Here is a 23,327-nt window from a genome sequence, read left to right as displayed (position 1 = left end):
CATACCATAGGGCCGTCAAAATCAATAACGTCTCTGCCACTCGGCGTCGGTCAGCACCTTGGCCGGCCGGTGCGTCAGATAACGGTAAAACGCATCATAAGCCAGCACGTTCTTGACGTAGCCGCGGGTTTCAGAGAACGGAATGCTTTCGATGAATGCCACCGGGTCGATCCGCCCCGCGCTGTTGCCCAGCCAGGTATTCACCCGCGACGGGCCGGCATTATAGGCGGCGCTCGACAGAATGCGGTTGCGGCCGAACTGCTGATAGACCGACTCCAGATAGCTGGTGCCAATGGTGATATTGGTCTGCGGATCGAACAGTTGGCTCGGGCCGACATAGCCGGGAATATTGTACATCTGCACCGTATGCTGCGCGGTGCGCGGCATCACCTGCATCAGGCCGGTAGCGCCAACCGGCGACTGCGCTTTCGGATTCCAGGCGCTCTCCTGACGCGCGATCGCCATCGCGTAGCTGGTGGTGATCCCCTTGTCATCGGTCGCGCGGCGGAACTCCTGCGGCCAGGCGACCGGGAAACGCTCCTCCAGATGATCCCACAGCTTGCCGACGATGGTCGCCTGCACGCTCAGATCGGCCCATTTTTGCTCAAAGGCGTAGCGCGCCAGCGCTTCTTGTTCCGGCCGGCTGCGGCTGGCGACATACGAGCCCCACTCGCTGCGGGCCAGGTTGTCCATATTCCAGTACATCAGCTCACGCACCCGGGCGACCTCCGGCCCGTCGACCAGCGACGTGCGCGGCTTGGCCGCCACCGCCACCATCACCGGATAAGTGGCGTTCAGCTTCTGCGCCGCGACCATCGGATAGAAGCCGCGTTCGGTCATCAGGTTACGCAACATCTCCTCGCCTTCGGCGCGTTTGCCTTCGTCCATCAGTTGACTGGCGCGCCAGTAGCGCCACTCATCCTTGTTGCGCGACTCTTCCGGCAGGCGGGCCAGCCAGGTCGCGACGCCCTGCCGATCGCCGTTGCCCAACGCCATGCGTACTCGGCGCTCCAACAGCGAAGGCGAACGGCTGCGCAGAATCACCTGATCGCGCCACTGCGCCTGCTCGTAGGTAGCGTCGCTGCCCATCAGGCGCCAGGCCACCGCCTCTTCCAACCCTAGCCGTTCGTCGTCGCTCATTTTCTGCAACCGCGCGAGCGTCGGGATCATCGCCCGCGCGTTTTCCACATCCTGCCGCGCCAGGCGTTCAAAGGCGATGCCGGTGGCGGCACGGGTAAAGTCAGTCGGCCCCACGCTGCGGGCGAAGGCTTCCACGGTGGTCGGATCGTTTTGCAAGCGCACCAGGGCGTTGCCCATGGTTTGATAGTCGGCCGGCAACTGGCCGTAAAGGTTGCTGACCAGCGAACTGTTACCCTCTTTCAACGCCAGCTTCATGCGCGCCAGAATATCCAGCGGCGTTTGCTTGCCTGCGCCGCGCCAGACGCTGAACAGACGATCGCAGGCGCTCGGCAACGTTTTGCCGTTCAGCCACAGTTCATCGGCGCCGCTCCAGGCCGCCTGCTGGTCACCGGTAGCCCATTTGGCGTAGTAATAGTTGCAGCGCGCAGCCACCGGTTTGGGCGGCTGCGCGCTGAAGGCCAACAGGGTGCGCCAGTCTTCGCGCCGCGCCAGTTCATTGACGAAGCGCGGCACCAGTGATTTCGCCGGCGGCAGCGTCGGGTGGCGTTTGATAAAGTCGTTCACCTCGGAGAACCCCGCCTGGCTCAGATCCTGTGTCAGCTCGCGGTATTCCAGGTAAGGATAAAGCGGGTAATCGCGCAGCGTCGGCATCAGCTGCGCCACCACGTCCATTTGATTGCCGTCCCACGCCTGTTTGATCTGCTGGTAACGCTGACGTTGCGCATCCAGAGAATCCGCCAGCGCCGCGCCTGAAAACGCCGTCAGACACAGGCCCATTGCCAACAGCCGTCGCTTGTCCACCTTGACCATCCTCGCTCTTTCCTCACTGGTTGTACCGCAGGAGCCGCCCAGCTCCCCGGTGACCGCCGCACCACGGCGCCGCGGGACAAAATAAAGCCGGGCGCACGGCCCGGACGCGGATATCTACCATAGACAGCGCAATCGCTTATCCATTCAATACTGTAGAAGAAGAAGTGTATCGCCATGACGGGGGCCAGGTAAAAAACGTTTACTTTGGCTGACAAATCAGGCCGGCGGGATATTTCCAGCCACCGGATTTTTATTAGCTGCCCCGGCACTTATTGGAGAAGTAAAATACTTTTTAATTATTAGCCATCACATTATTGCATTTTCGACATGACGCCGCCGTTGCGCAAATCGCCTGACAGCAGGCTAAACGCGCCAACTTTGCAGAAAAGCGGTGGCAAACCCGGGTGGGCATTTTTATACTATCAAAAATAAGTAAGATAATTCCGAGAAAACAGCACATAAAGCGCCCAACGAAGACATCTTATAATACAATCCGCGCCAATTATGGGTTAGATAGTGTTCATTAGGCAGTGCGACTGACAGCTTTCAGCAAAACGATTGTCCCTTCAAGCGGGCCGGATTTTTCCTTGTCAGGCCACGGCCTGCGGGCGGTGGATCAGGCCGGAATGGCGGGTGAAGATGGTGAATAAGACCGCGATAGCGATGCGTTGCGCAAAAAGCCCCGAACCGGGCTTCCTTGACGCACGCCTGAATATCGGCCGCCTGCTGCTGATCGTTTTGTTGGTGCTGCTGACGTTGTCCGAGCCTGCGCACGCCGCCGCTGATCCCTATCAAAAGCGCACGCACGCCGTGACGACCGTGGTGGTAGGCATCATCAGCTACGCACGCTGGTCGCGTGAACCCAATCCGATCCGCTTGTGCGTGACCGCACCCACCCAGTATGCCGAAGGGCTGTTCGATCCGATCCTGCTGAGCGCGCCGCGTCCGATTAAAGCCGAGCGCGTGCCGTTCGACAGCCCAACGCTGAGTACCGGCTGTGATGTCATCTACTTAGGGAACATCACCGCCGCGCAGAGACAAAATTTCATGCAGCGCATTTCCGGCAACTCCATTCTCAGCATCAGCGAGAACGATAGCGAATGCTCCGCCGGCAGCGCATTTTGCCTGCAGATTGATGGGGACCAGGCCAGCTTCAAGGTCAACCTGGACGCTCTGGCGCGCAGCGGCGTGCGCGTTCACCCCAACGTGCTGCAGCTGGCACGCAAACAGGCGCCGCCGCTATGAGGCTGTTGCGTAGAAACCGCTCCGGCAATGCGCGCCCGACGCTGGGCCGAGTGCTGCAGCGGGTGCACCTTGGGCTGGCGCTGATCGCCGTCGGCACCGCCGGCATCTTTTTGACGCTGGTGGCGCTGTTTGCGCTGCGCGCCTATGCCAATCACAACCTGCACCTGATCGCGCGCTCCATCAGCTATACCGTGGAGGCCGCCGTGGTGTTTGAAGACCGCACCGCCGCGCGCGAGGCGCTGATGCTGATATCCTCCAATGAAGAGGTATCGGACGCGCGGATCCTCGACAACAACGGCAAGATGCTGGCCAACTGGCGCCATCCTACCGATGGGCCGCTGCACGGCCTGGAGCAGATCGTCGCGCACTGGGCGCTGCCCGAACCGGTCATTCTGCCTATCACCCACGAGGGCAAACAGGTCGGCCAGGTCTGGCTGAGCGGCAACGGCGGCAGCCTGCTGCGTTTCCTGTTGCGCGGCATGGTCGGCATGATCGCCTGCCTTGTGCTCAGCACCCTGTGCGCCCTGGTGTTGTCGCGCCGCATGCTGGTCGGCATCGTCAGTTCGCTGGACGATATCGCCAACGTGGCGCATGCGGTGCGCCGCGATCGCACTTTCGGCCTGCGGGTGCCGTCGGCGCCTATCGCCGAGCTGCATGAGCTCAGCAACGATTTCAACGGCTTGCTCGACGAGCTGGAGGCCTGGCAGGCCCATCTGAAGCAGGAAAACGACTCGCTGGCGCACCGGGCGACGCACGACAGCCTGACCGGTTTGCCGAACCGCGCCTTCTTCGAAGGACGGCTGAGCCGGGCGCTGGGCGATATCGAATCGCCGGCGAAATTGGCGGTGCTGTTTATCGACGGCGATCGCTTCAAGGAGGTGAACGACAGTTACGGCCACGCCGCAGGCGACGCGGTGCTGACTACCATTGCCGGACGCATTCGCGCGCAGTTGCGCGAAACCGATCTGGTCGCCCGCCTGGGAGGGGATGAATTCGCCGTGCTGTTGGCGCCGGTACACGGCACGGAAGATGTCTTGCAGATCGCTGACAACATCATCGACTGCATGACGCAACCGGTCATTTTGCCGAACGACGAGGCGGTCATCACCTCTCTGAGTATCGGTATTGCGCTGTACCCTGATCACGCGTCGACGCCTCAGGGTCTTTTGCACGAAGCTGACGATGCGATGTATCAGGCAAAGCATCGTTATAACGGAGGCTGGCGGCTGGCTATACATAAATAAGAGCCCCGGCTATAACACTTGAACTAGGGATTTTGACTATGATACAGCAACTGTTTAAAGGTCGTTTTTCACTGCTGGCGATGGCGTTCGTCGCCCTGCTGGCGCTCGCCGGCTGCCAGAGCAAACCGCAGGGCCTGACGCCCGAGCAGGTTGCGCTGCTGCAATCGCAGGGCTTCAAACTGACCGATAACGGCTGGGAGTTCGGCCTGTCGGATAAGGTGCTGTTCGGCAACAACATCGGCAAGCTGAACCCGGAAAGCACCGAGACGGTGCAGAAGATGGGCCGTGCGCTGCTGAGCGTCGGCATCACCAAGTTCCGCCTGGACGGCCATACCGACAACTACGGTGAAGACAGCTATAACGATCAGCTTTCCCTGCGCCGCGCCGATGCGGTGGCCGATCTGCTGGCCAGCGTCGGCATTCCGCGCGCCAATATCGAAACTCGCGGCATGGGCAAGCGCGATCCCGTTGCCGATAACCGCACCTCCAGCGGCCGCGCGGAAAACCGCCGCGTCGCGATCGTCGTCACGCCATAAGCCACCAATATGCGCCTTTATCGGCGCATAAACGGTTATACTTGGCGATCGCTGAGCGATGTCTGGGATCCGAGATCGAAACGGGCTACACTCATGCCGCCAGACATCCTATAAATACTGATATAGAGAGGCTTAGAGCAACGTGGCTCAATACGTCTATACCATGCACCGCGTCGGCAAGGTGGTACCGCCGAAGCGTCATATTTTGAAAAACATCTCCCTGAGCTTCTTCCCTGGGGCCAAAATCGGCGTGCTGGGCCTGAACGGCGCCGGTAAGTCCACCCTGCTGCGCATCATGGCCGGCATCGATACCGATATCGAAGGGGAAGCGCGCCCGCAGCCGGGCATCAAGATCGGTTACCTGCCGCAGGAGCCGCAGCTTAACCTCGAACACACCGTGCGTGAATCGGTGGAAGAAGCGCTGGCGGAAGTGGTCGGCGCGCTGAAGCGCCTGGACGAAGTGTACGCGCTGTACGCGGAAGAAGGCGCAGACTTCGACAAGCTGGCCGCCGAACAGGGCCGCCTGGAAGAGATCATTCAGGCGCACGACGGTCACAACCTCAACGCCCAGCTGGAACGCGCCGCCGATGCGCTGCGCCTGCCGGACTGGGACGCCAAAATCGCCCACCTGTCCGGGGGTGAACGCCGCCGCGTCGCGCTGTGCCGCCTGCTGCTGGAAAAGCCGGACATGCTGCTGCTGGACGAACCGACCAACCACCTGGACGCCGAGTCCGTGGCCTGGCTGGAACGCTTCCTGCACGACTTTGAAGGCACCGTGGTGGCGATCACCCACGACCGTTACTTCCTGGATAACGTGGCCGGCTGGATCCTCGAACTCGACCGCGGCGAAGGCATTCCGTGGGAAGGCAACTACTCGTCCTGGCTGGAGCAGAAAGACGCGCGTCTGGCGCAGGAAGCGTCCGCCGAAGCCGCTCGTCGCAAGTCGATCGAGAAAGAGCTGGAGTGGGTGCGTCAGGGCGCCAAAGGCCGTCAGTCCAAAGGCAAGGCCCGCCTGGCCCGCTTTGAAGAGCTGAACAACACCGAATACCAGAAACGTAACGAAACCAACGAACTGTTCATTCCACCTGGCGCGCGCCTGGGCGATAAAGTGGTCGAAGTCAGCAACCTGCGCAAGTCTTATGGCGACCGCCTGCTGATCGACGACCTGTCGTTCTCGGTGCCGAAAGGCGCGATTGTCGGCATCATCGGCCCGAACGGCGCGGGTAAATCCACGCTGTTCCGCATGATGTCCGGTCAGGAGCAGCCTGATTCCGGCAGCATCGTGCTGGGCGACACCGTCAAACTCGCTTCCGTCGATCAGTTCCGCGACAGCATGGACGGTTCGAAAACCGTCTGGGAAGAAGTCTCCGGCGGGCAGGACATCATGCGCATCGGCAACACCGAGATGCCGAGCCGCGCCTATGTCGGGCGCTTCAACTTCAAGGGCGTCGATCAGGGCAAACGCGTGGGCGAGCTGTCCGGCGGTGAGCGTGGCCGTCTGCACCTGGCCAAGCTGCTGCAGGTTGGCGGCAACGTGCTGCTGCTCGATGAACCGACCAACGACCTGGATATCGAAACCCTGCGCGCGCTGGAAAACGCCCTGCTGGAATTCCCTGGCTGCGCCATGGTGATCTCGCACGACCGTTGGTTCCTCGACCGTATCGCCACCCACATCCTGGACTACCAGGACGAGGGCAAGGTGGAATTCTTCGAAGGCAACTTCACCGAGTACGAAGAGTACAAGAAGCGCACGCTGGGCGCCGATGCGCTCGAGCCGCACCGCATCAAGTACAAAAAGATCGCCAAGTAATACCCAAGGCGCCGCATGCGGCGCCTTTTTTTTACCCCCGCGCCAACTCGCGCGCGTAATCGTCGAACGCCGGGTGCTGCAGCACCACATCGATGAAACAAGCCAGCGCCGGGGAGTTCAGCTTGCGGCTCGGGTAGACCAGATACAGCTCATTCCCTTCCGCACGCCACGCCGGCAACACCTCCACCAACAGCTTCTGCGCCACCACCTCGCGGCTGAGAAACGCCGGCAGCAACGTGATGCCGGCACCGGCAATGGCGCATTCGCGCGCATACAGCAGGTTGTCGGTGGTGTGCGCCAGCGGCAGCTGCCAACGGTAGTAGTCATCGCCGCAGCGCAGGTTCCAGGCCGTCCAGGCGCGGTGGGCGATGCAACGATGCTGCTGCAGTTGCTGCGGATGTTCGATCGGCGGGTGCTGCGCCAGGTAGGACGGCGCCGCCAGCAGATAGCGCGGCGCGTACCCGAGGCGTCGGCCGATCAGCGAAGAATCCTGCGGCTTGCCGGTGCGCAGCGCGGCGTCGTAACCTTCCTGCACCAGATCCACCATGGCGTCGGACACCGACACCTCCAGCGAAACGTCCGGGTACTGGCGCTGAAAATCCGCCGCCAGCCGCGCCACCAGGGTCGCCCCCAGCCCGGCCGGCGTCGAGATGCGCAGGCGCCCGCTCGGGTTATCGCGCAGCCGCTGCAACGCCAGATCGGCGCGTTCGGCAGCGGACATCATCGCCTGACAATGCTCCAGATAACGCTCGCCGGCGAAGGTCAGGTTCAGCTGGCGCGTGGTGCGATTGAGCAAGCGCAGCCCCAGCGTCTGCTCAAGCTGGCTGATGCGCTGGCTGACGCTGGATTTCGGCAACCCGACGCGCTGCGCGGCGGCGGTGAAGCTGCCGCACTCCGCCACCAGCGCGAACAACGCCATGTCCTGCAGCTGTTTGAATTCCATTGTTCACCTTAAACGAACACTCCGTTAGATATTGTCCATCTTATCACCCCACTGTCGCGGGTCTACACTGGGGGCATCATTTGAAAGGAGTACAATCATGTCGATAAAAGCCATTGCCGTAGACCCGCAGAACCCCGCCAGTTTCATCGAAATCTCACCGGAGATGCCGGTTCCCGGCCAGTACGATCTGCTGGTGGAAGTGAAAGCGGCGTCGGTCAACCCGGTGGACACCAAAGTGCACGCCGGCCTGCAGAAAAGCGGCCTGCAGCAGCCGCGCGTCCTCGGCTGGGACGCCAGCGGCATCGTGGTGGGCGTGGGCAGCAGCGTCAGCGGCTTCAAGCCCGGCGATGAAGTGTGGTACGCCGGCGACATCACCCGCCCCGGCAGCAACAGCAGTCACCAACTGATCGACTCACGCATCGCCGCGCACAAACCGCGCAGCCTGAACTGGGCCGAGTCCGCCGCCATGCCGCTCACCGCCCTCACCGCCTGGGAGGCGCTGTTCGAACACCTGAACATTCAGGACGCGCCGGAGCACAAGACGCTGCTGATCATCGGCGGCGCCGGCGGGGTCGGCTCGCTGGCCATTCCGCTGGCCGCATTGCGCAGCAAGGTGCAAGTGATCGCCACCGCATCAAGACCTGAATCCGCCGCCTGGTGCCGTGAGCGCGGCGCCGATCTGGTGGTGGACTACCGCGATCTGAAGGGCAACCTGGCGCAGCACGGCATCGAGCAGGTGGATTACATCCTGTGTCTGAACGATACCGACGGCCACTGGCCGGCGATGGCCGAACTGATCGCGCCGCTCGGCCATATCTGCACCATCGTCGAGAACGCGCAGCCGTTGGATCAAAACGCGCTGAAGCTGAAAAGCGCCGCGCTGCACTGGGAGTTCATGTTCACCCGCAGCATGTTCACCACCCCGGACATCGCGCAGCAGGGCCAGATCCTGCAGCAGGTGGCGCAGCTGCTGGACGAGGGCAAGCTGAGCACCACGCTGAGCGAAACCCTGCACGGGCTGTCGGTAGACACGCTGACCGCCGCGCATCAACAGCTGCTCGGCGGCCATATGCAAGGCAAGCTGGTCATCGCTTACTGAGCCTGAATCGCGGCGGCGCAGCGCGCCGCCGTTACTGCGGGCGAACGAAGCCGACGCACAGCATCTGCTCGTCACTATGCGGATCGGCGCGGAAGCTCAGCGTCTGCTGCCAATCAAGGCGCATCTTCGGCCAGTGGGCCAACTCGCCGCCAAAGTCGCTGTGCGCGCAGTCTTCACCCAACCGCCCGAACAGGGCGACGCCGTGCTGCGCAATCTGCGGATAGCTGATGTTGACGTTGTAGATATTCGGCCGCGCATGATTGGACCAACGCGTAATGGTCCGCGGCCGGGAACCGGCGTACACCGTCATCCACTGCGACAGGTATTCGCCGCCGACGTAGCGCAGTTCAACGCCATACCGCTCTTGCCACTGCCGCTCCACCCCGGCGCTGAACGCCTTGATACCCACCATTTTCTGACCGGCGTTGCGCACGTTGCCCAGCATCACCGCGGCATACCCCAGATAGACCGCCAGCGCCGCACACATCAGCCCAATGGTTGCCGCGCGCAGCGAACGCACCGGCGGCTGGCGCACGCAACCGACCAGCAGCGCGGGCGCCAGCATGAAGAAAGGCTGCAGCCATTCGGTCAGCCGGCCGCCGACGTTGAAAGAGAACCAGAAGGTAATGATGCCGAGCGGCAACAGATAGACCCACAGCAACACCCGCATCGGCAACGCCGGTGGCCAGGCCAGCACCGCCCCGCTGCGCCGCAGGATCCCCCACAGCACCAGCGACGGATAGAACACCAGCAGCAGCGACTGCAGCATATCGAGGTTGAGCTGCATCTTGATCTGCGAATCCACCCACTTGAAGGCGGCAAAGTCGTGGTTCCACAACCAGAACACGTTCGGCAGCACCAGCGCCAACCAGATCGCCACCGCCAGATAGAACTGCGGCTGGCGATAGCAGCGGCGGATCTGCGGCACGAACAGCGTCGACAGCGCCGCGAAATAGACAAAGGCGAAGGTCGAGTACTTCGCCATCATCGCCAGCCCGGCGGCCAACGCGAAGGCCGGCCACCAGTTGGCCGAACGCGAAATAGCCAGGTGGAAAAACAGCGCCATCCACGGCCACAGCATCACCAACAGGTAATTGTCGTTGTAGGGAATGATGTCGAAATTGATGATGCCGGACAGGTTGAGCGTCAACAGCGCCATCCAGGCCAGCGAGGTGCTGCCGCTCAGCCGGCGCGCCAACAGCCAGACGCCCAACATGCCGATGGCGATGGCGATGAAGTGCCCGCCATACCAGTACAGGTTCAGCGGCAGCCACGAGAACCCGATCGCCGGCTGCATCGCCGCCCCGACCAGCCACGGGTTTTTCGGTGAGCCCCACTCACCGTTGAGGCCCCAGTTGAGCGCCTCGACGGCGTCGTAAGGCAGGGTAGGATCGAGATGAACAGTCAGCAGCGTCCAGGCTGCGGCATAGCAGACCAACCAAAGAGCGAGCAAGCGATAAGACATGTCTTCTTCTGAGCGTTATGGTAAAGAAAATCTTACCGTAGTCGCTGTCGAATGAACCATGTTTAAACAAGCCGTTAAATGTGCGCCCGGGCGGCCGTTTCTGCCGCCGCGACCGCACATTCCGCTAATTTTCTCAGCCTGCGGCGTGATGCTGGGCGGGCGCGTTCGCCAACCGGCCGGCGTCCGCCGCCAGCAACTGTTGCACCAGCTCGACGCAGCGCAGAAAACGCTCTTCGTAATCGCTGGACTCAACGTGCACATACTCGATGTCGTTGGCGCGCAGCATTTCCTCCAGCAGGCGCTGGAACGCCAGACGATCGGCGGTGCTGCCGAGGCTGCGCAGGCCGTCCGCCACCCACGGCGTGTTGTTTTCCAGCAGGATCACCAGATCGAAACGGTATTCGTCGATCAGCGCCTGCACAAAGGGGTGTTCACGCCCCTCGTACTTTTTGCAAAACGCCTGGGTGGTGACGAAATCGGTATCGATAAACGCCACCTTGTTGGCGTACTTGACCGCGAAATCCACATATTGCGCCTGCCCGAGGGCAATTTTGTCGTAGTCGGAGTATTGCAGCGCCATCTCGTCGCCGCCCAGGTGCGAGAACACGTAATCGCGGCCATATTCCCAGGCGCTGGTGGTGTTGAAGATGTTGGCCAGCTTGTTGACCAGCGTCGATTTTCCGCTCGACTCGCCGCCGAGGATCGCCACGGTGCGCACGAAGAACGGCTTCACCTCGGTCGGGATGTAATCCCAATAGCGGAATGGATCCTGGCGGATCTGATTGCCGCTGATGTTCATGAACGAACGCTCGGGATCGACCAAAATGGTTTCGATGCCCAGATGCTCGCGGTAGCGCGGCGCATCCTGCGCTTCGCTGGAATAAATGAAGCTCGGCACGATCCCCTTCTGTTCCATAAAGGCCTTCATGCCGTCGCTCCACACGTTCCAGCCGTGCGGATAGGGTTCGATGCCCTGCTCGTCGAACGAGTGGATATGGATGTTTTTCTGATACTTGAAGGTCTGCAGCAGCCAGCGCAGGCGATCGCTGACCGTCGGCTGTTGCGACATTGAACTGTTCTCGAACAGCTCGCGGTCGCGAGGTTCGTCGTGGCACAAAATAACGTGCAACTCGTCCACCTGGCTGCAGGCGCGCTGGATCAGATAGATGTGGCCGGTATGCAGCGGGTAAAATTTACCAAACACCACGCCGACTTTAACCTCTTTGCGCGGGAACTCCAGCCCGAGAAAACGGTGCAGCGCCTCAAGTTTTTGTGCGCTCGGGCTTTTGATTTTGTCGTTCAACAGCTGGCTCAGATAGCCCTTGGTCATGCCGCTGGCATCCGCCACCTGCTGCAGCGTGCAGCCCTTTTGCTTGATGGACGTCTTCAGGTAATCAAATTGCGGCATGGCCACCTCCGTTTAATATGCTAAACAAAATAGCATATCTTGCTCGCCGTCGGCGACATTAATAAAACCCTTCCAGCACGTCCAGCGCGTCCGCCAGCTTCTTGACCCCGAACACCTGCATGTTGGCCGGCGGCTTTTTCGGCATATTGCCGTGCGGCACGATGGCGCGCTTGAAGCCGTGCTTGGCCGCTTCAGAGATGCGCTCCTGGCCGCTCGGCACCGGGCGGATCTCCCCCGCCAGCCCCACTTCGCCGAACACCACCAGATCGTTCGGCAGCGGCCGATCGCGCAGGCTTGAGACCAGCGACATCAGCAGCGCCAGGTCGGCGCTGGTCTCGCTGACCTTCACCCCGCCGACCACGTTGACGAACACGTCCTGATCCGACATCTGCAGCCCGCCGTGCCGGTGCAGCACCGCCAGCAGGATCGCCAACCGGTTCTGCTCCAGGCCCACCGCCACGCGGCGCGGGTTGGACATCATCGAGTGATCCACCAGCGCCTGGATCTCCACCAACAGCGGCCGGGTGCCTTCCCACACCACCATCACCGAGCTGCCGGAAGTGACTTCATCGCCGCGGCTAAGGAAGATCGCCGACGGGTTGCTGACTTCGCGCAGCCCCTGTTCGGTCATGGCGAACACCCCCAGCTCGTTGACCGCGCCAAAGCGGTTCTTGTGGCTGCGCAGGGTGCGGAAGCGGGAATCGGCGTCGCCGTCCAGCAGCACCGAACAGTCGATGCAGTGTTCCAGCACTTTCGGCCCGGCCAGCGAGCCGTCTTTGGTGACGTGGCCGACCATCACGATCGCCACGCCGCGCGTCTTGGCGAAGCGCGTCAGGTAGGCGGCGGTTTCCCGCACCTGCGCCACGCTGCCCGGCGAAGACTGAATGTCCGCCATGTGCATCACCTGAATCGAGTCGATCACCATCAGCTTCGGCTGTTCCTGCTCGGCGATCAGGCAGATCTGCTCGATGCTGGTTTCCGACAGCATGTTCAGGCCGCCGGTCGGCAGCCCCAGACGGTGGGCGCGCATCGCCACCTGCTGCAGCGATTCCTCGCCGGTGACGTACAGGGTTTTCATCTGTTCAGACAGTTTGCACAGCACCTGCAGCAACAAGGTGCTCTTGCCGGCGCCGGGGTTGCCGCCGATCAGAATGGCGCTGCCGGGCACCACGCCGCCGCCCAGCACGCGGTCGAATTCGAGAAAGCCGGTGGTGAAGCGCGGCAGCGCCTCCAGGCTGATTTCCGACAGCTTCTGCACCTTGCTGACGCCGGCGTCGCCGGCATAGCCGCTGAGGCGATCGTTGCGCGCCGCTGCGGGCGACGCGGCCAAACGCACTTCCGTGATGGTGTTCCAGGCCTGACAGGCGCTGCACTGCCCCTGCCAACGCGGATAGTCCGCCCCGCACTCATTGCACACAAATGCCCGTTTTGCCGCTTTTGCCACGTCTTACCTCAATCTTTCGTTATCGCACTTCGTGTTTCAGGCTGCCGGTGAGAATACACAGCACGCCCATCAGATCCGCATGCCGGATCGCCACCTGCGCTTTTTCATACACTTTCGGCTTGGCATGGTAGGCGATGCCCAACCCCGCCGCCTGCATCATTTTCAAATCGTTGGCGCCGTCGCCGATGGCCACGGTCTGCGCCAGCGGGATCTCCAGCTTCTCCGCCAGCCGCAGCAGCGTATCGGCTTTGAACTGCGCGTCCACCACCGGCCCCAGCACTTCGCCGGTCAGCTTGCCGTCGCGGATCTCCAGCTCGTTGGCCGCCGCCGCCACCAGCCGCAGCCGGTTACGCAGGTATTCGGCGTAGTAGGTGAAACCGCCGGAGGCGATCGCCACATGCCAACCCATCGCCTGCAGCTTGCCCACCAGGCTGGTCAGCCCCGGCATCAGCGGCAGCTCGTCGCGCACCTGCTTGAGGATGTTGGCGTCGGCCCCTTTCAGCGTGCCGACGCGCTGGCGCAGGCTGGCGGTAAAGTCCAGCTCGCCGCGCATCGCGCGTTCGGTGACTTCCGCCACCTGTTCGCCGACGCCCGCCAGCTTGGCGATCTCATCGATGCATTCGATCTCGATCGCCGTCGAATCCATATCCATCACCAGCAGCCCCGGCGTGCGCAGGTGCGGGATCTTGCCGAGCGGCGCCACGTCCAGCCCGCTCTCCGCCGCCAGCAGCTTGGCGCGCGGCGTCAAGGTGCCCGCCAGGCGCACGACCTGATAGTCGTCCACGCCCCAGGCGGTGACGATCACCATCGCCGCGCCCAGCTTGCGTTGGAATTGCGTAATGCGCGCCTTGTCCAGCTTTCTGCCGTATAACAGCCACCCGGTATTGCCCGCCCGGTAGTCCAGCGGCATCACTTCGTCGCCGCTGAGCGAAAGGGGAAGACCCGGCCATTGAGAGATCTCCGCCGGAAGATCGCAATAGGTCAGACTGTTTGACATCATTGACTCCTGAATGGACAAAAACGCTGCATGATAAAACGACGCATCAAGCTATCCTATCGCCAGCGGTTCTGGCAACATAAAGTGTCCCCGATGCCCAAGGAACCTGCATGGCTCGCGCTAAACTGAAATTTCGCCTGCACCGCACCGCTATTATCCTGATTTGCCTGGCTTTGCTGGTGCTGCTGATGCAGGGCGCCTCTTATTTTAGCCTGAGTCACCAAATGGCGCGATCCGAGCAGGTGGAAGAGTTGGCGCAGACGCTGACCAAACAGGTCGCCTACAGCCTGGCGCCGCTGCTGGACGACGACGGCAACAACCCGCGCATCGACGCCATCCTCAAGCAGCTCACCGATCACAGCCGCATTCTCGACGTCAGCGTGTATCAGTTGGATGGCACGCTGGTCTCCCACGCCGGGGAACAGATAAGTATACGCGATCGCCTGTCGCTCGACGGCAAACGCGCCGGCAGCTACTTCAACCACCAGTTGGTCGAATCCATTCAGGGCAAAGACGGCCCGATCGGCTTTATCCGCATCACCCTCGACACCCACGTGCTGGCGACCGAATCCAAGCAGGTGGACAACACCACCAACCTGCTGCGCCTGATGATCCTGCTGGCGCTGGCGATCGGCATCATTCTGGCGCGTACCCTGCTGCAACACCGCCGCAGCCGCTGGCAGCAGTCGCCGTACCTGTTGACCGCCAACACGCCACTGGAAGAAGGCAATACAGTGGAAGACGACGAAGAGGATGCGCCGGAAACAAAGCAGGAGGCGCCGAAGAAGGAATAACTCAGGCCAGGCGTTGAATGCGTTCGTGCCGATTTCTTGTCCTTTCGGTGAATAGATTGTCCGTAACAACGGGATCCACAACCAATTGAAAGGTAAAGCGTTAGCCAAAACTGGCCAAGCGGAATGAATAGATTGACGGGCGGGCGCCATGACGACGCCCGCCGCGGTATTACGCTTTGTCGCCCAGCAGCACGGATTCCAGCGCGATAACGATCATTTCGTTAAAGGTGGTCTGGCGTTCCGCCGCCGTGGTCGCTTCGTGACGCAGGATGTGGTCGGACACGGTGCAGATGGTCAGCGCCTTACAGCCGAACTCTTCGTACAGCTCCGCCGCCACGCCGTAGATGCCGGCCGCTTCCATTTCCACGCCCAGGATGCCGTACTTCTTCATCACCTGGAACATGTCCGGATCCGGGGTGTAGAACAGATCGGCGGAGAAGATGTTGCCCACGCGCGCCGGGATGCCCTGCGCAGCAGCCGCGTCGACCGCGTTGCGCACCATGTCGAAGTCGGCGATCGCCGCGTAGTCGTTATCCTTGAAGCGCAGACGGTTCACCTTGGAGTCGGTGCACGCGCCCATGCCGATCACCACGTCACGCAGTTTGATATCGTCACGCACCGCGCCGCAGGAACCGACGCGAATGATCTTCTTCACGCCGAATTCGGCAATCAGCTCGCGCGCATAGATGGAGCAGGACGGGATGCCCATGCCGTGGCCCATTACGGAGATGCGGCGGCCTTTGTAGGTGCCGGTGAAGCCCAACATGCCGCGCACGTTGTTCACTTCCACCGCGCCTTCCAGGAAGGTTTCGGCGATGTATTTTGCGCGCAGCGGGTCGCCCGGCATCAGTACTACATCAGCGAAATCACCCATCTCAGCATTAATGTGCGGCGTAGCCATAATTTTCTTCCTTTAGAAATCTTATTTAATAAAAACGTCAAACATCTAAGCCTTGAATTTCGAGTTGCAGCCAGGCAGCTAGCGGGTGAATCCCCAGGAACTTACTTGAGTAAGCGACTGGGGTTCACGCGTGAAGCTAACAACGCTGCGGCTTGAAAGACAGGGCTTAGAACATGGTCTTACCGTAATCCATCGGCGACAGGCCAAAATAATTGGCGACGGTCTGGCCGATGTCGGCGAAGGTCTCGCGGTGGCCCAGCGAGCCCGGCTTCACTTTCGGGCCGTAAACCAGCACCGGGATGTGCTCGCGGGTGTGGTCGGTGCCCGCCCAGGTCGGATCGCAGCCGTGGTCGGCGGTGAAGATGATGATGTCTTCGTCTTTCACCAGCTTCAGCAGCTCCGGCAGGCGGCGGTCGAACAGCTCCAGCGCGGCGGCGTACCCCGCCACGTCGCGGCGGTGGCCGTAAGAGGAGTCGAAGTCCACGAAGTTGGTGAACACGATGGTGTTGTCGCCGGCCTTTTCCATTTCAATCAGGGTCGCGTCAAACAGAGCATCGATGCCGGTCGCCTTCACCTTCTTGGTGATGCCGACGTTGGCGTAGATGTCGGCGATTTTACCGATCGACACCACTTCGCCGCCCTTCTCGTCCACCAGCTTTTTCAGCACGGTCGGCGCCGGCGGCTCTACCGCCAGATCGTGGCGGTTGCCGGTGCGCTGGAAGTGGCCCGGCTTATCGCCGACGAACGGACGCGCGATCACGCGACCGATGTTGTAACCGCCTTCGGTCAGCTCTTCACGCGCGATTTCGCACAGCTCATACAGACGATCCAGGCCGAAGGTTTCTTCATGGCAGGCGATCTGGAACACCGAGTCAGCGGAGGTGTAGAAAATCGGCTTGCCGGTTTTCATGTGCTCTTCGCCCAGCTGATCGAGGATCACGGTGCCGGATGAGTGGCAGTTGCCCAGGTAGCCCGGCAGATTGGCGCGTTCGACCAGTTTGTCCAGAAGCGCCTGCGGGAAGCTGTTGTGCTCGTCCTTGAAGTAGCCCCAGTCGAACAGCACCGGCACGCCGGCGATTTCCCAGTGGCCCGACGGCGTGTCTTTACCGGAAGAGAGCTCGCTGGCGTAAGCGTAAGCACCGATGATGTCGGCGTTGCGATCCAGCCCCTGCGGGAAGTTGCCGGTGGACTCTTCCGCCGCTTTGCCGAGGCCCAGACGGCTCAGGTTAGGCAGCGTCAGCGGGCCCTGGCGGCCCACGTTGGCTTCACCGCGCGCGCAAACCTCGGCGATGTGGCCCAGGGTGTCGGAACCCTGGTCGCCAAAACGTTCGGCGTCTTCGCTGGCGCCGATGCCGAAGGAGTCCAATACCATAATAAATGTGCGTTTCATCTGTGCTCTCCTGCGTGTTCTCACGCTATTGCGACCGCAAAACTGCAATCGCCCTTATTCTCTAAATTTATACCCAATGGATCTCAAGTTGTAGCTAGGCGGCTAGCGTGTGTATCCCCAGGAGCTTACTCAAGTAAGTGACTGGGGTGCACGCGTGCAGCCAACAACGCTACGGCTTGAAAGACGAGGGTCATCACGCTTGAGTGATGCGCTTATACACCACCGGCGTCGCCTCCGGCACCTTGTCGCTCAGCGTCATTGCGCTGCGCACCGCATCGGCCGCCAGTTGCCAGCTCTCTTCATCGTTGGCGTGGATCATCGCCAGCGGTTGCTGGGTATCCACCTTATCGCCCAGACGCGCTACCTCGGTCAGGCCAACGCTGTAATCGATGGCGTCGCTCGCCCGGCGGCGGCCGCCGCCCAGCGACACCACCGCCATACCCAGCGCGCGGGTATCCATGGCGCTGATGATACCCGGCTTTTCAGCATACACCGGCTTGCTCAGCGTTGCCGCCGGCAGATAGCTATCATAACGTTCGACGAAGTCTATCGGCCCTTGCTGCGCCGCCACCATGCGGCCAAACACCTCAGCCGCTTTGCCGTTGTCCAGCACCGCCTGCAGCTTGGCGCGCGCATCGGCCTCGTCTTGCGCCAGGCCGCCGGACAGCAGCATCTCCACGCACAGCGCCAGCGTCACTTCCAGCAGGCGCGGGTTGCGGTATTCGCCGGTCAGGAAGCGCACCGCTTCGCGCACTTCCACCGCGTTGCCGGCGCTGGAAGCCAGCACCTGGTTCATGTCGGTCAGCAGCGCGGTGGTCTTGCAGCCCGCGCCGTTGGCCACGCCGACGATCGCCTGCGCCAAATCTTGCGACAGGGCATAGGTCGGCATAAAGGCGCCCGAGCCAACCTTCACGTCCATCACCAGCGCATCCAGCCCTTCCGCCAGTTTCTTGGCCAGAATGGAGGCGGTGATCAGCGGGATCGAATCCACGGTGGCGGTGATGTCGCGGGTGGCGTAAAAACGCTTGTCCGCCGGCGCCAGCGAGCTGGTCTGGCCGATGATCGCCACGCCGACGTCCTGAATGATTTTGCGGAAGGCGTTATCGTCCGGGAAAATATTGAAGCCCGGAATGGCTTCCAGTTTGTCCAGCGTGCCGCCGGTATGCCCCAGGCCGCGGCCGGAGATCATCGGCACATAGCCGCCGCAGGCCGCCACCATCGGGCCGAGCATCAGCGAGGTCACGTCGCCCACGCCGCCGGTCGAATGCTTGTCGACGATCGGGCCATTCAGCGCCAAACTCTTCCAGTCCAGCACGGTGCCAGAATCGCGCATCGCCATGGTGAGCGCCACGCGCTCCGGCATGCTCATGTCATGGAAATAAATGGTCATCGCCAGCGCGGCGATCTGCCCTTCCGACACTACGTTGTCGCGAATGCCGTTGATGAAAAAGCGGATTTCCGCTTCGCTTAACGGCTGGCCGTCGCGTTTCTTACGAATAATTTCTTGAGCCAGGAACAAGGCATCCCCCTGTGTCGCCGAGAGTCGGTGCAGACGGGCGCGCCTGGCGCCCGCCAACGAAATCGATCAGTAGCCGCCGCCGGCGGTCTGGGTCTGGTGGCCCAGCGCGGTCAGCAAGCTGGCCAGCAGGCTGGAAGCGCCAAAGCGGAAATGCCGCGCATCGGCCCACCCTTCGCCCAGAATACGATCGGCAAGTTGCAGATAATGCAGCGCGTCTTCCGCGGTGCGCACGCCGCCGGCCGGCTTGAAGCCCACCGTCTTCGCCACGCCCATATCGCGGATCACCGACATCATCAGCTCGGCGCTCTCCAGGGTGGCGTTGACCGGCACCTTGCCGGTGGAGGTCTTGATAAAGTCCGCCCCGGCCTTGATGGCGATCTCGGACGCCTTGCGGATCAAATCGGCCTGTTTCAGCTCACCGGTTTCGATGATCACTTTCAGCAGCACGTTGGCCGCCTGGCAAGCCTGCTTGCACTGTTTCACCAGCTCGAAGCCGACCTGTTCGTTGCCGGCGATCAGCGCGCGGTATGGGAACACCACGTCCACTTCATCCGCGCCATAGGCGATCGCCGCGCGGGTTTCCGCCAGCGCGATGTCGATATCGTCATTGCCATGCGGGAAGTTGGTCACGGTGGCGATGCGGATGTCCGGCGTGCCTTGCTCGCGCAGCGCCTTACGCGCCACCGGGATAAAACGCGGGTAGATGCAGATGGCCGCCGTGTGGCCGGCCGGGCTGTTGGCCTGACGACAGAGCGCGATCACTTTCTCGTCGGTGTCATCATCATTCAGCGTGGTTAAATCCATCAAGTTCAGCGCACGTTGCGCTGCTGCGGTTAATTCGGTCATAAAACTCTCCAACTGAGTACCTGGGTGTTGGCGAGCGGACTTGGTTCCATGAAGATAGCGCTGGGGAACGGCGTTCCCGCGGCGGCAACTGAGATCCTTCTCACCGCACATGGCCACCCGCCTTGCGGCCGGCCAGTAATAGCTATTTGAACACGAATGCCGAAGGCGATTCGCGTTCATCGTCACACTATATGAAATAGCACTGTAACAGACCGGAATTATATGTGAAGAACATCACAAAATAACGCGATATCGTTCACAAATTCGCTAAAGAAGCGGCTGAAGATCGCGGATGCGGCAAGCACCCGCGTTGCTTAGAGTATAGGCGGAGTCCCGCGATCGGTCGCGCCGTCGCGGGCTCCGTGATGGCTTACAGCGCCAGGAAGAAGCCGGCGATGGTGGCACTCATCAAGTTGGACAGCGTGCCCGCCGCCACGGCCTTCAGACCGAAGCGCGCGATGTCGTGGCGACGGTTGGGCGCCATGCTGCCCAGACCGCCCAGCAGGATCGCCACCGAGGAGAGGTTGGCGAAGCCGCACAACGCGAAGGAGATGATCGCCTTGGTGTGCGTCGACAGCACCTGCAGGCCTTCCGCCGCCACCACGTCGTCCGGGCGCAGATAGGCGCCGAAGTTCATGTAGGCGACGAACTCGTTGACGATGATCTTCTGCCCGATGAACGAACCGGCGGTCATCGCTTCGCTCCACGGCACGCCGATCAGGAAGGCGATCGGTGAGAACACCCAGCCGAGGATCAGCTCAAGCGACAGCTGCGGATAGTCGAACCAGCCGCCGATACCGCCGAGAATGCCGTTAAGCAAGGCGATCAGCGCGATAAACGCCAGCAGCATCGCACCGACGTTCAGCGCCAGCTGCATGCCGGAAGCCGCGCCGGAAGCCGCCGCATCGATCACGTTGGCCGGACGATCCTCTTCGGCGATCAGCTTCATCGCATCGTCTTTATCGTGGGTCTGCTCGGTTTCCGGCACCATCAGCTTGGCGAACAGCAGCCCGCCCGGCGCGGCCATGAAGGATGCGGCGATCAGGTATTCCAGCGGCACGCCCATCTGCGCGTACCCCGCCAACACCGAACCGGCTACCGAAGCCAGGCCGCCGCACATCACGGCGAACAGTTCTGACTGGCTCATGGTGGCGATATAGGGGCGCACCACCAGCGGCGCTTCGGTCTGGCCGACGAAAATGTTGGCGGTCGCCGACAGCGATTCGGTGCGCGAGGTGCCCAGCAGCTTGTGCAGGCCGCCGCCCAGCACGCGGATCACCAACTGCATGATGCCGAGGTAGTACAGCACCGCAATCAGCGAGGAGAAGAACACGATCACCGGCAGGACGCGCAGCGCGAACACGAAGCCGCCGCCGCCGAACACCTCGAACATCTTGTCGGACACCAGCCCGCCGAAAATGAACGAAATGCCCTGATTGCCGTAGGCGATAACGTTTGCCACGCCGTTAGACATACTGCCGAGGATGCTGCGGCCCAGCGGCACGTACAGCACCAGCGCGCCGATGCCGACCTGAATGATGAACGCCCACACGACGGTGCGCAATTTGATGGCCCGACGGTTGCTGGAGAGCAGCACCGCAATGGCGATCAGCACCGCCATACCGACCAGACTCATGATGAGTTGCATGCAAAGTTTCCCTGTTGCAAAAAATAAAATACATCCCTGCTCATGAAGAGAGGTCTGCTATTGGAGAGTTTCGGGGGGATTATACTGAGCGAGGTCACCCTCGCACCGATTTATGTCACAAATGTATACAACGAGACGCAAATGAAAATCTTATAACGTGACGCAGGTCACGTTATAAGCTCGTCAATCCGGCATGGCAAACAGTGACTGGGTATTGCGTTGCAGGTGAGCGGCGATCTCGTCGGCCGGTTCCGGCCGCAGCTCGCACAGCGTGTGAAACACCTCGGCGGCGCGCTCGGGGCGATTCGGCTGCCCCTGATAGCCGGCCAGCGGCATGTCCGGCGCATCCGTCTCCAGCAGCAGCGCCTCAAGCGGCAGCTGCGCCATCACGCCGCGCGTTTTCTGCGCCCGCTCATAGGTGATGGTGCCGCCCACGCCGATGTAATAGCCGAGGCGGATAAACGCCTGCGCCTGCGACAGGCTGCCGGCGAAGCCGTGCACCACGCCGCGGCGCGGCAGTTGCATGCGCCGCAGCGCCGCGGTCAGCTGATCGTGGGTGCGGCGCGAGTGCAGGATCACCGGCAGGTCATGCTGTTTCGCCAGCCTCAGTTGGGCCAGCAGCACGCTTTGCTGGCGCTCGAACTGCGGGTTGTCCATATACAGATCGAGCCCAATCTCCCCCACCGCCACCAGCTTGCGCGGCCGTTCGGCCAACAGCGCCGCCAACTGTTCCAGCTGCGGCTCATGATGCTGCGCGATATACAGCGGGTGCAGCCCCAGCGCGGCGAACAGCGGCGCGTGATCCTGCGCCAGCCGCAGCACCCGCGCAAAGCGATCGGCAGTGACCGTCGGGACGATGATGCGCTGCACGCCAGCGCTTGCCGCCCGCGTCAGGCTTTCGGCCTCGTGTCCGGTAAAGGGTGGGAAATCGAAATGGCAGTGGGTGTCGGTAAAGGCGTAGCTCACAGCGCGCCCCCTTCACCCGGCGGCAGATCGCCCGGCAGAATGAGTTTCGGCGCCGCCACCGCAGCCTCCGGCTGCGCCGCGAGATCGGGCGACATGGCGATGTCGGTCACGATCGGCGAAGGCATTCTGACATTCTCGGGCTGGATCAGGCGGCGCGACAACGATTTTCGCACCTTGATGCCGTCCGGTTCCTGCTGCGCCATCCACTGGCCGACGGTGGCCAGGAAGTAGCGGCCGCAGCGGCGCCCCAGGTGATAATCCTGATTGAGCGCCCCCAGTCGGCTGCCCAGCGCATTGCTGGCCAGCGGCTTAGGCGGGAAGATCTCGAAGATGCGCAGCTTGCCCGGCGGCTTCTCGATAAAGCGCTGGATGCGGTGATAGCTTTGCTCATGATGCTGCAGGATGCGCACCATCTGCTGCAGGCTGCTGTCGCTCAGCCAATGCTCCATACGCTTCATCCACTGCGGGGTGTAGTACATTTGCGAAGGCACGGTGCGGATCACCACGATGGTGTCGGCGCCGCGGCGATAGGCCTCTTCCACCGGAATCGCATCGCTGATGCCGCCGTCCTGATAGCTGACGCCGTCCAACTCCACGCCCTGACGGTAGAAGCCGGGAATGGCGCTGGACGCCTTGATGGCCGGCAGCCAGCGTTCGCGCTGCGCCGGCAGATAGGCCGGTTCGAAATCGTCGCTGCGGCAGGCGCACAGCAGGAATTCGCGCCCGTCGGTAAAGTGCTGTTCCGCCACGTCCATCGCCAGCGGCATCTGCGCCGCCGCCGTATCAACCAGCCAATCGAGATCGATCAGATGCCCGCCGCGCACGAAGCGCAGCGGATTGAAGAACTGTGCCGAAGTGGTGTAACGGGTGATCACCCGGCGCGCGTAGCCCATCTGCCCGCAGATATAGGCAGACAGATTCTGAGCGCCGGCCGATGTGCCGATCAGCAGATCGAAAGGGTTAAAGCCCGCGCGCTGAAACTCGTCCAGCACGCCGGCGGTGAAAATGCCGCGCTGGCCGCCGCCTTCGCAGACCAGCGCCATCTTGCCTGGCCGAAAGGGTTTAGACGCCAGCGGTTCTATATTGCCGAGCGTGATGGGTATTCTGTATCCCAACTTGGCA

General features: G+C 61.9%; 19 protein-coding genes. 6 read left to right on the top strand and 13 right to left on the bottom strand.

What is annotated here, in order from left to right:
- Window positions 1-21 precede the first annotated feature (21 nt).
- Window positions 22-1,950 carry a murein transglycosylase gene (gene sltY, locus J0F90_RS03220; protein ID WP_016929153.1) on the bottom strand — a complete coding sequence of 643 codons (1,929 nt, stop codon included), beginning with the start codon at window positions 1,948-1,950 and terminating at the stop codon, window positions 22-24.
- 639 nt (window positions 1,951-2,589) lie between these two features.
- Between sltY and yfiR the strand changes: the two genes are divergently transcribed.
- From yfiR to ettA, 4 genes are all read left to right on the top strand, one after another.
- Complete coding sequence (gene yfiR, locus J0F90_RS03215) at window positions 2,590-3,195, top strand: regulatory sequestration protein YfiR (RefSeq protein WP_015376603.1); 606 nt, start codon at window positions 2,590-2,592, stop codon at window positions 3,193-3,195.
- Complete coding sequence (gene dgcN / locus J0F90_RS03210) at window positions 3,192-4,439, top strand: diguanylate cyclase DgcN/YfiN (protein WP_033641222.1); 1,248 nt, start codon at window positions 3,192-3,194, stop codon at window positions 4,437-4,439. The genes yfiR and dgcN overlap by 4 nt, the downstream gene beginning before the upstream one ends.
- A 38-nt stretch (window positions 4,440-4,477) precedes the next feature.
- Window positions 4,478-4,975: an outer membrane lipoprotein YfiB gene (gene yfiB / locus J0F90_RS03205; protein ID WP_016929155.1), complete on the top strand. Its 498-nt coding sequence runs from the start codon at window positions 4,478-4,480 to the stop codon at window positions 4,973-4,975.
- A 142-nt stretch (window positions 4,976-5,117) separates the two neighbouring features.
- Window positions 5,118-6,785: an energy-dependent translational throttle protein EttA gene (ettA, locus tag J0F90_RS03200; protein WP_025159620.1), complete on the top strand. Its 1,668-nt coding sequence runs from the start codon at window positions 5,118-5,120 to the stop codon at window positions 6,783-6,785.
- A gap of 31 nt (window positions 6,786-6,816) precedes the next feature.
- Here the strand turns inward: ettA and J0F90_RS03195 are convergent, their stop codons facing one another.
- Window positions 6,817-7,728, bottom strand: a complete 912-nt coding sequence (locus tag J0F90_RS03195) for a LysR family transcriptional regulator (protein WP_016929157.1) — start codon at window positions 7,726-7,728, stop codon at window positions 6,817-6,819.
- Window positions 7,729-7,825: 97 nt separating this feature from the next.
- On the opposite strand from J0F90_RS03195, the gene J0F90_RS03190 reads away from it, so the two are divergent.
- On the top strand, window positions 7,826-8,827 hold the full coding sequence (locus J0F90_RS03190; RefSeq protein WP_033641221.1) for a zinc-binding alcohol dehydrogenase family protein: 1,002 nt from the start codon (window positions 7,826-7,828) through the stop codon (window positions 8,825-8,827).
- 31 nt (window positions 8,828-8,858) lie between these two features.
- Here J0F90_RS03190 and J0F90_RS03185 read toward each other — a convergent pair whose 3' ends face one another.
- The 4 genes from J0F90_RS03185 to serB all read right to left on the bottom strand — a co-directional run bounded on the left by J0F90_RS03185 (window position 8,859) and on the right by serB (window position 14,141).
- Complete coding sequence (locus J0F90_RS03185) at window positions 8,859-10,292, bottom strand: glycosyltransferase family 39 protein (protein ID WP_033641220.1); 1,434 nt, start codon at window positions 10,290-10,292, stop codon at window positions 8,859-8,861.
- A gap of 133 nt (window positions 10,293-10,425) precedes the next feature.
- On the bottom strand, window positions 10,426-11,700 hold the full coding sequence (gene nadR / locus J0F90_RS03180) for a multifunctional transcriptional regulator/nicotinamide-nucleotide adenylyltransferase/ribosylnicotinamide kinase NadR (RefSeq protein WP_016929160.1): 1,275 nt from the start codon (window positions 11,698-11,700) through the stop codon (window positions 10,426-10,428).
- Between the two features lie 58 nt (window positions 11,701-11,758).
- Window positions 11,759-13,144, bottom strand: a complete 1,386-nt coding sequence (gene radA, locus J0F90_RS03175) for a DNA repair protein RadA (RefSeq protein WP_028127870.1) — start codon at window positions 13,142-13,144, stop codon at window positions 11,759-11,761.
- 19 nt (window positions 13,145-13,163) lie between these two features.
- Window positions 13,164-14,141 (bottom strand): phosphoserine phosphatase, encoded by a 978-nt coding sequence (serB, locus tag J0F90_RS03170; RefSeq protein ID WP_016929162.1) that lies wholly within the window; start codon window positions 14,139-14,141, stop codon window positions 13,164-13,166.
- A gap of 110 nt (window positions 14,142-14,251) precedes the next feature.
- Between serB and J0F90_RS03165 the strand changes: the two genes are divergently transcribed.
- The gene (locus J0F90_RS03165; protein ID WP_004933054.1) at window positions 14,252-14,935 is read left to right on the top strand and encodes a YtjB family periplasmic protein; all 684 of its coding nucleotides are present in this window, start codon (window positions 14,252-14,254) and stop codon (window positions 14,933-14,935) included.
- 169 nt (window positions 14,936-15,104) lie between these two features.
- Here J0F90_RS03165 and deoD read toward each other — a convergent pair whose 3' ends face one another.
- The 7 genes from deoD to J0F90_RS03130 form a co-directional block, all read right to left on the bottom strand.
- Complete coding sequence (gene deoD, locus J0F90_RS03160) at window positions 15,105-15,836, bottom strand: purine-nucleoside phosphorylase (RefSeq protein WP_004933059.1); 732 nt, start codon at window positions 15,834-15,836, stop codon at window positions 15,105-15,107.
- Window positions 15,837-16,002: 166 nt separating this feature from the next.
- Window positions 16,003-17,226 (bottom strand): phosphopentomutase, encoded by a 1,224-nt coding sequence (gene deoB, locus J0F90_RS03155; RefSeq protein ID WP_033641218.1) that lies wholly within the window; start codon window positions 17,224-17,226, stop codon window positions 16,003-16,005.
- Between the two features lie 193 nt (window positions 17,227-17,419).
- Entirely contained in the window at window positions 17,420-18,745 is a 1,326-nt protein-coding gene (gene deoA / locus J0F90_RS03150; protein WP_033641216.1) for a thymidine phosphorylase, read from the bottom strand.
- 66 nt (window positions 18,746-18,811) lie between these two features.
- Complete coding sequence (gene deoC / locus J0F90_RS03145; RefSeq protein ID WP_016929165.1) at window positions 18,812-19,591, bottom strand: deoxyribose-phosphate aldolase; 780 nt, start codon at window positions 19,589-19,591, stop codon at window positions 18,812-18,814.
- Between the two features lie 370 nt (window positions 19,592-19,961).
- On the bottom strand, window positions 19,962-21,239 hold the full coding sequence (locus J0F90_RS03140; protein WP_004933076.1) for a NupC/NupG family nucleoside CNT transporter: 1,278 nt from the start codon (window positions 21,237-21,239) through the stop codon (window positions 19,962-19,964).
- 183 nt (window positions 21,240-21,422) lie between these two features.
- Complete coding sequence (locus tag J0F90_RS03135) at window positions 21,423-22,205, bottom strand: TatD family hydrolase (protein WP_033641215.1); 783 nt, start codon at window positions 22,203-22,205, stop codon at window positions 21,423-21,425.
- Window positions 22,202-23,320 (bottom strand): patatin-like phospholipase family protein, encoded by a 1,119-nt coding sequence (locus J0F90_RS03130; RefSeq protein WP_033641214.1) that lies wholly within the window; start codon window positions 23,318-23,320, stop codon window positions 22,202-22,204. Before J0F90_RS03130 ends, J0F90_RS03135 begins: the two co-directional genes overlap by 4 nt.
- Window positions 23,321-23,327: the final 7 nt, after the last annotated feature.

Source organism: Serratia marcescens subsp. marcescens ATCC 13880, assembly GCF_017299535.1.
Classification (GTDB): domain Bacteria; phylum Pseudomonadota; class Gammaproteobacteria; order Enterobacterales; family Enterobacteriaceae; genus Serratia; species Serratia marcescens.
The sequence above is the reverse complement of the archived record's forward strand: the minus strand, read 5'-3'. Positions and strand labels throughout refer to the sequence as shown.

Coding starts and splice junctions, on each gene's coding strand:
- sltY (WP_016929153.1), bottom strand. CDS start 1,950: ATGGTCAAGGTGGACAAGCGACGGCTGTTGGCAATGGGCCTGTGTCTG.
- yfiR (WP_015376603.1), top strand. CDS start 2,590: ATGGTGAATAAGACCGCGATAGCGATGCGTTGCGCAAAAAGCCCCGAA.
- dgcN (WP_033641222.1), top strand. CDS start 3,192: ATGAGGCTGTTGCGTAGAAACCGCTCCGGCAATGCGCGCCCGACGCTG.
- yfiB (WP_016929155.1), top strand. CDS start 4,478: ATGATACAGCAACTGTTTAAAGGTCGTTTTTCACTGCTGGCGATGGCG.
- J0F90_RS03195 (WP_016929157.1), bottom strand. CDS start 7,728: ATGGAATTCAAACAGCTGCAGGACATGGCGTTGTTCGCGCTGGTGGCG.
- J0F90_RS03190 (WP_033641221.1), top strand. CDS start 7,826: ATGTCGATAAAAGCCATTGCCGTAGACCCGCAGAACCCCGCCAGTTTC.
- J0F90_RS03185 (WP_033641220.1), bottom strand. CDS start 10,292: ATGTCTTATCGCTTGCTCGCTCTTTGGTTGGTCTGCTATGCCGCAGCC.
- nadR (WP_016929160.1), bottom strand. CDS start 11,700: ATGCCGCAATTTGATTACCTGAAGACGTCCATCAAGCAAAAGGGCTGC.
- serB (WP_016929162.1), bottom strand. CDS start 14,141: ATGTCAAACAGTCTGACCTATTGCGATCTTCCGGCGGAGATCTCTCAA.
- J0F90_RS03165 (WP_004933054.1), top strand. CDS start 14,252: ATGGCTCGCGCTAAACTGAAATTTCGCCTGCACCGCACCGCTATTATC.
- deoD (WP_004933059.1), bottom strand. CDS start 15,836: ATGGCTACGCCGCACATTAATGCTGAGATGGGTGATTTCGCTGATGTA.
- deoB (WP_033641218.1), bottom strand. CDS start 17,226: ATGAAACGCACATTTATTATGGTATTGGACTCCTTCGGCATCGGCGCC.
- deoC (WP_016929165.1), bottom strand. CDS start 19,591: ATGACCGAATTAACCGCAGCAGCGCAACGTGCGCTGAACTTGATGGAT.
- J0F90_RS03140 (WP_004933076.1), bottom strand. CDS start 21,239: ATGCAACTCATCATGAGTCTGGTCGGTATGGCGGTGCTGATCGCCATT.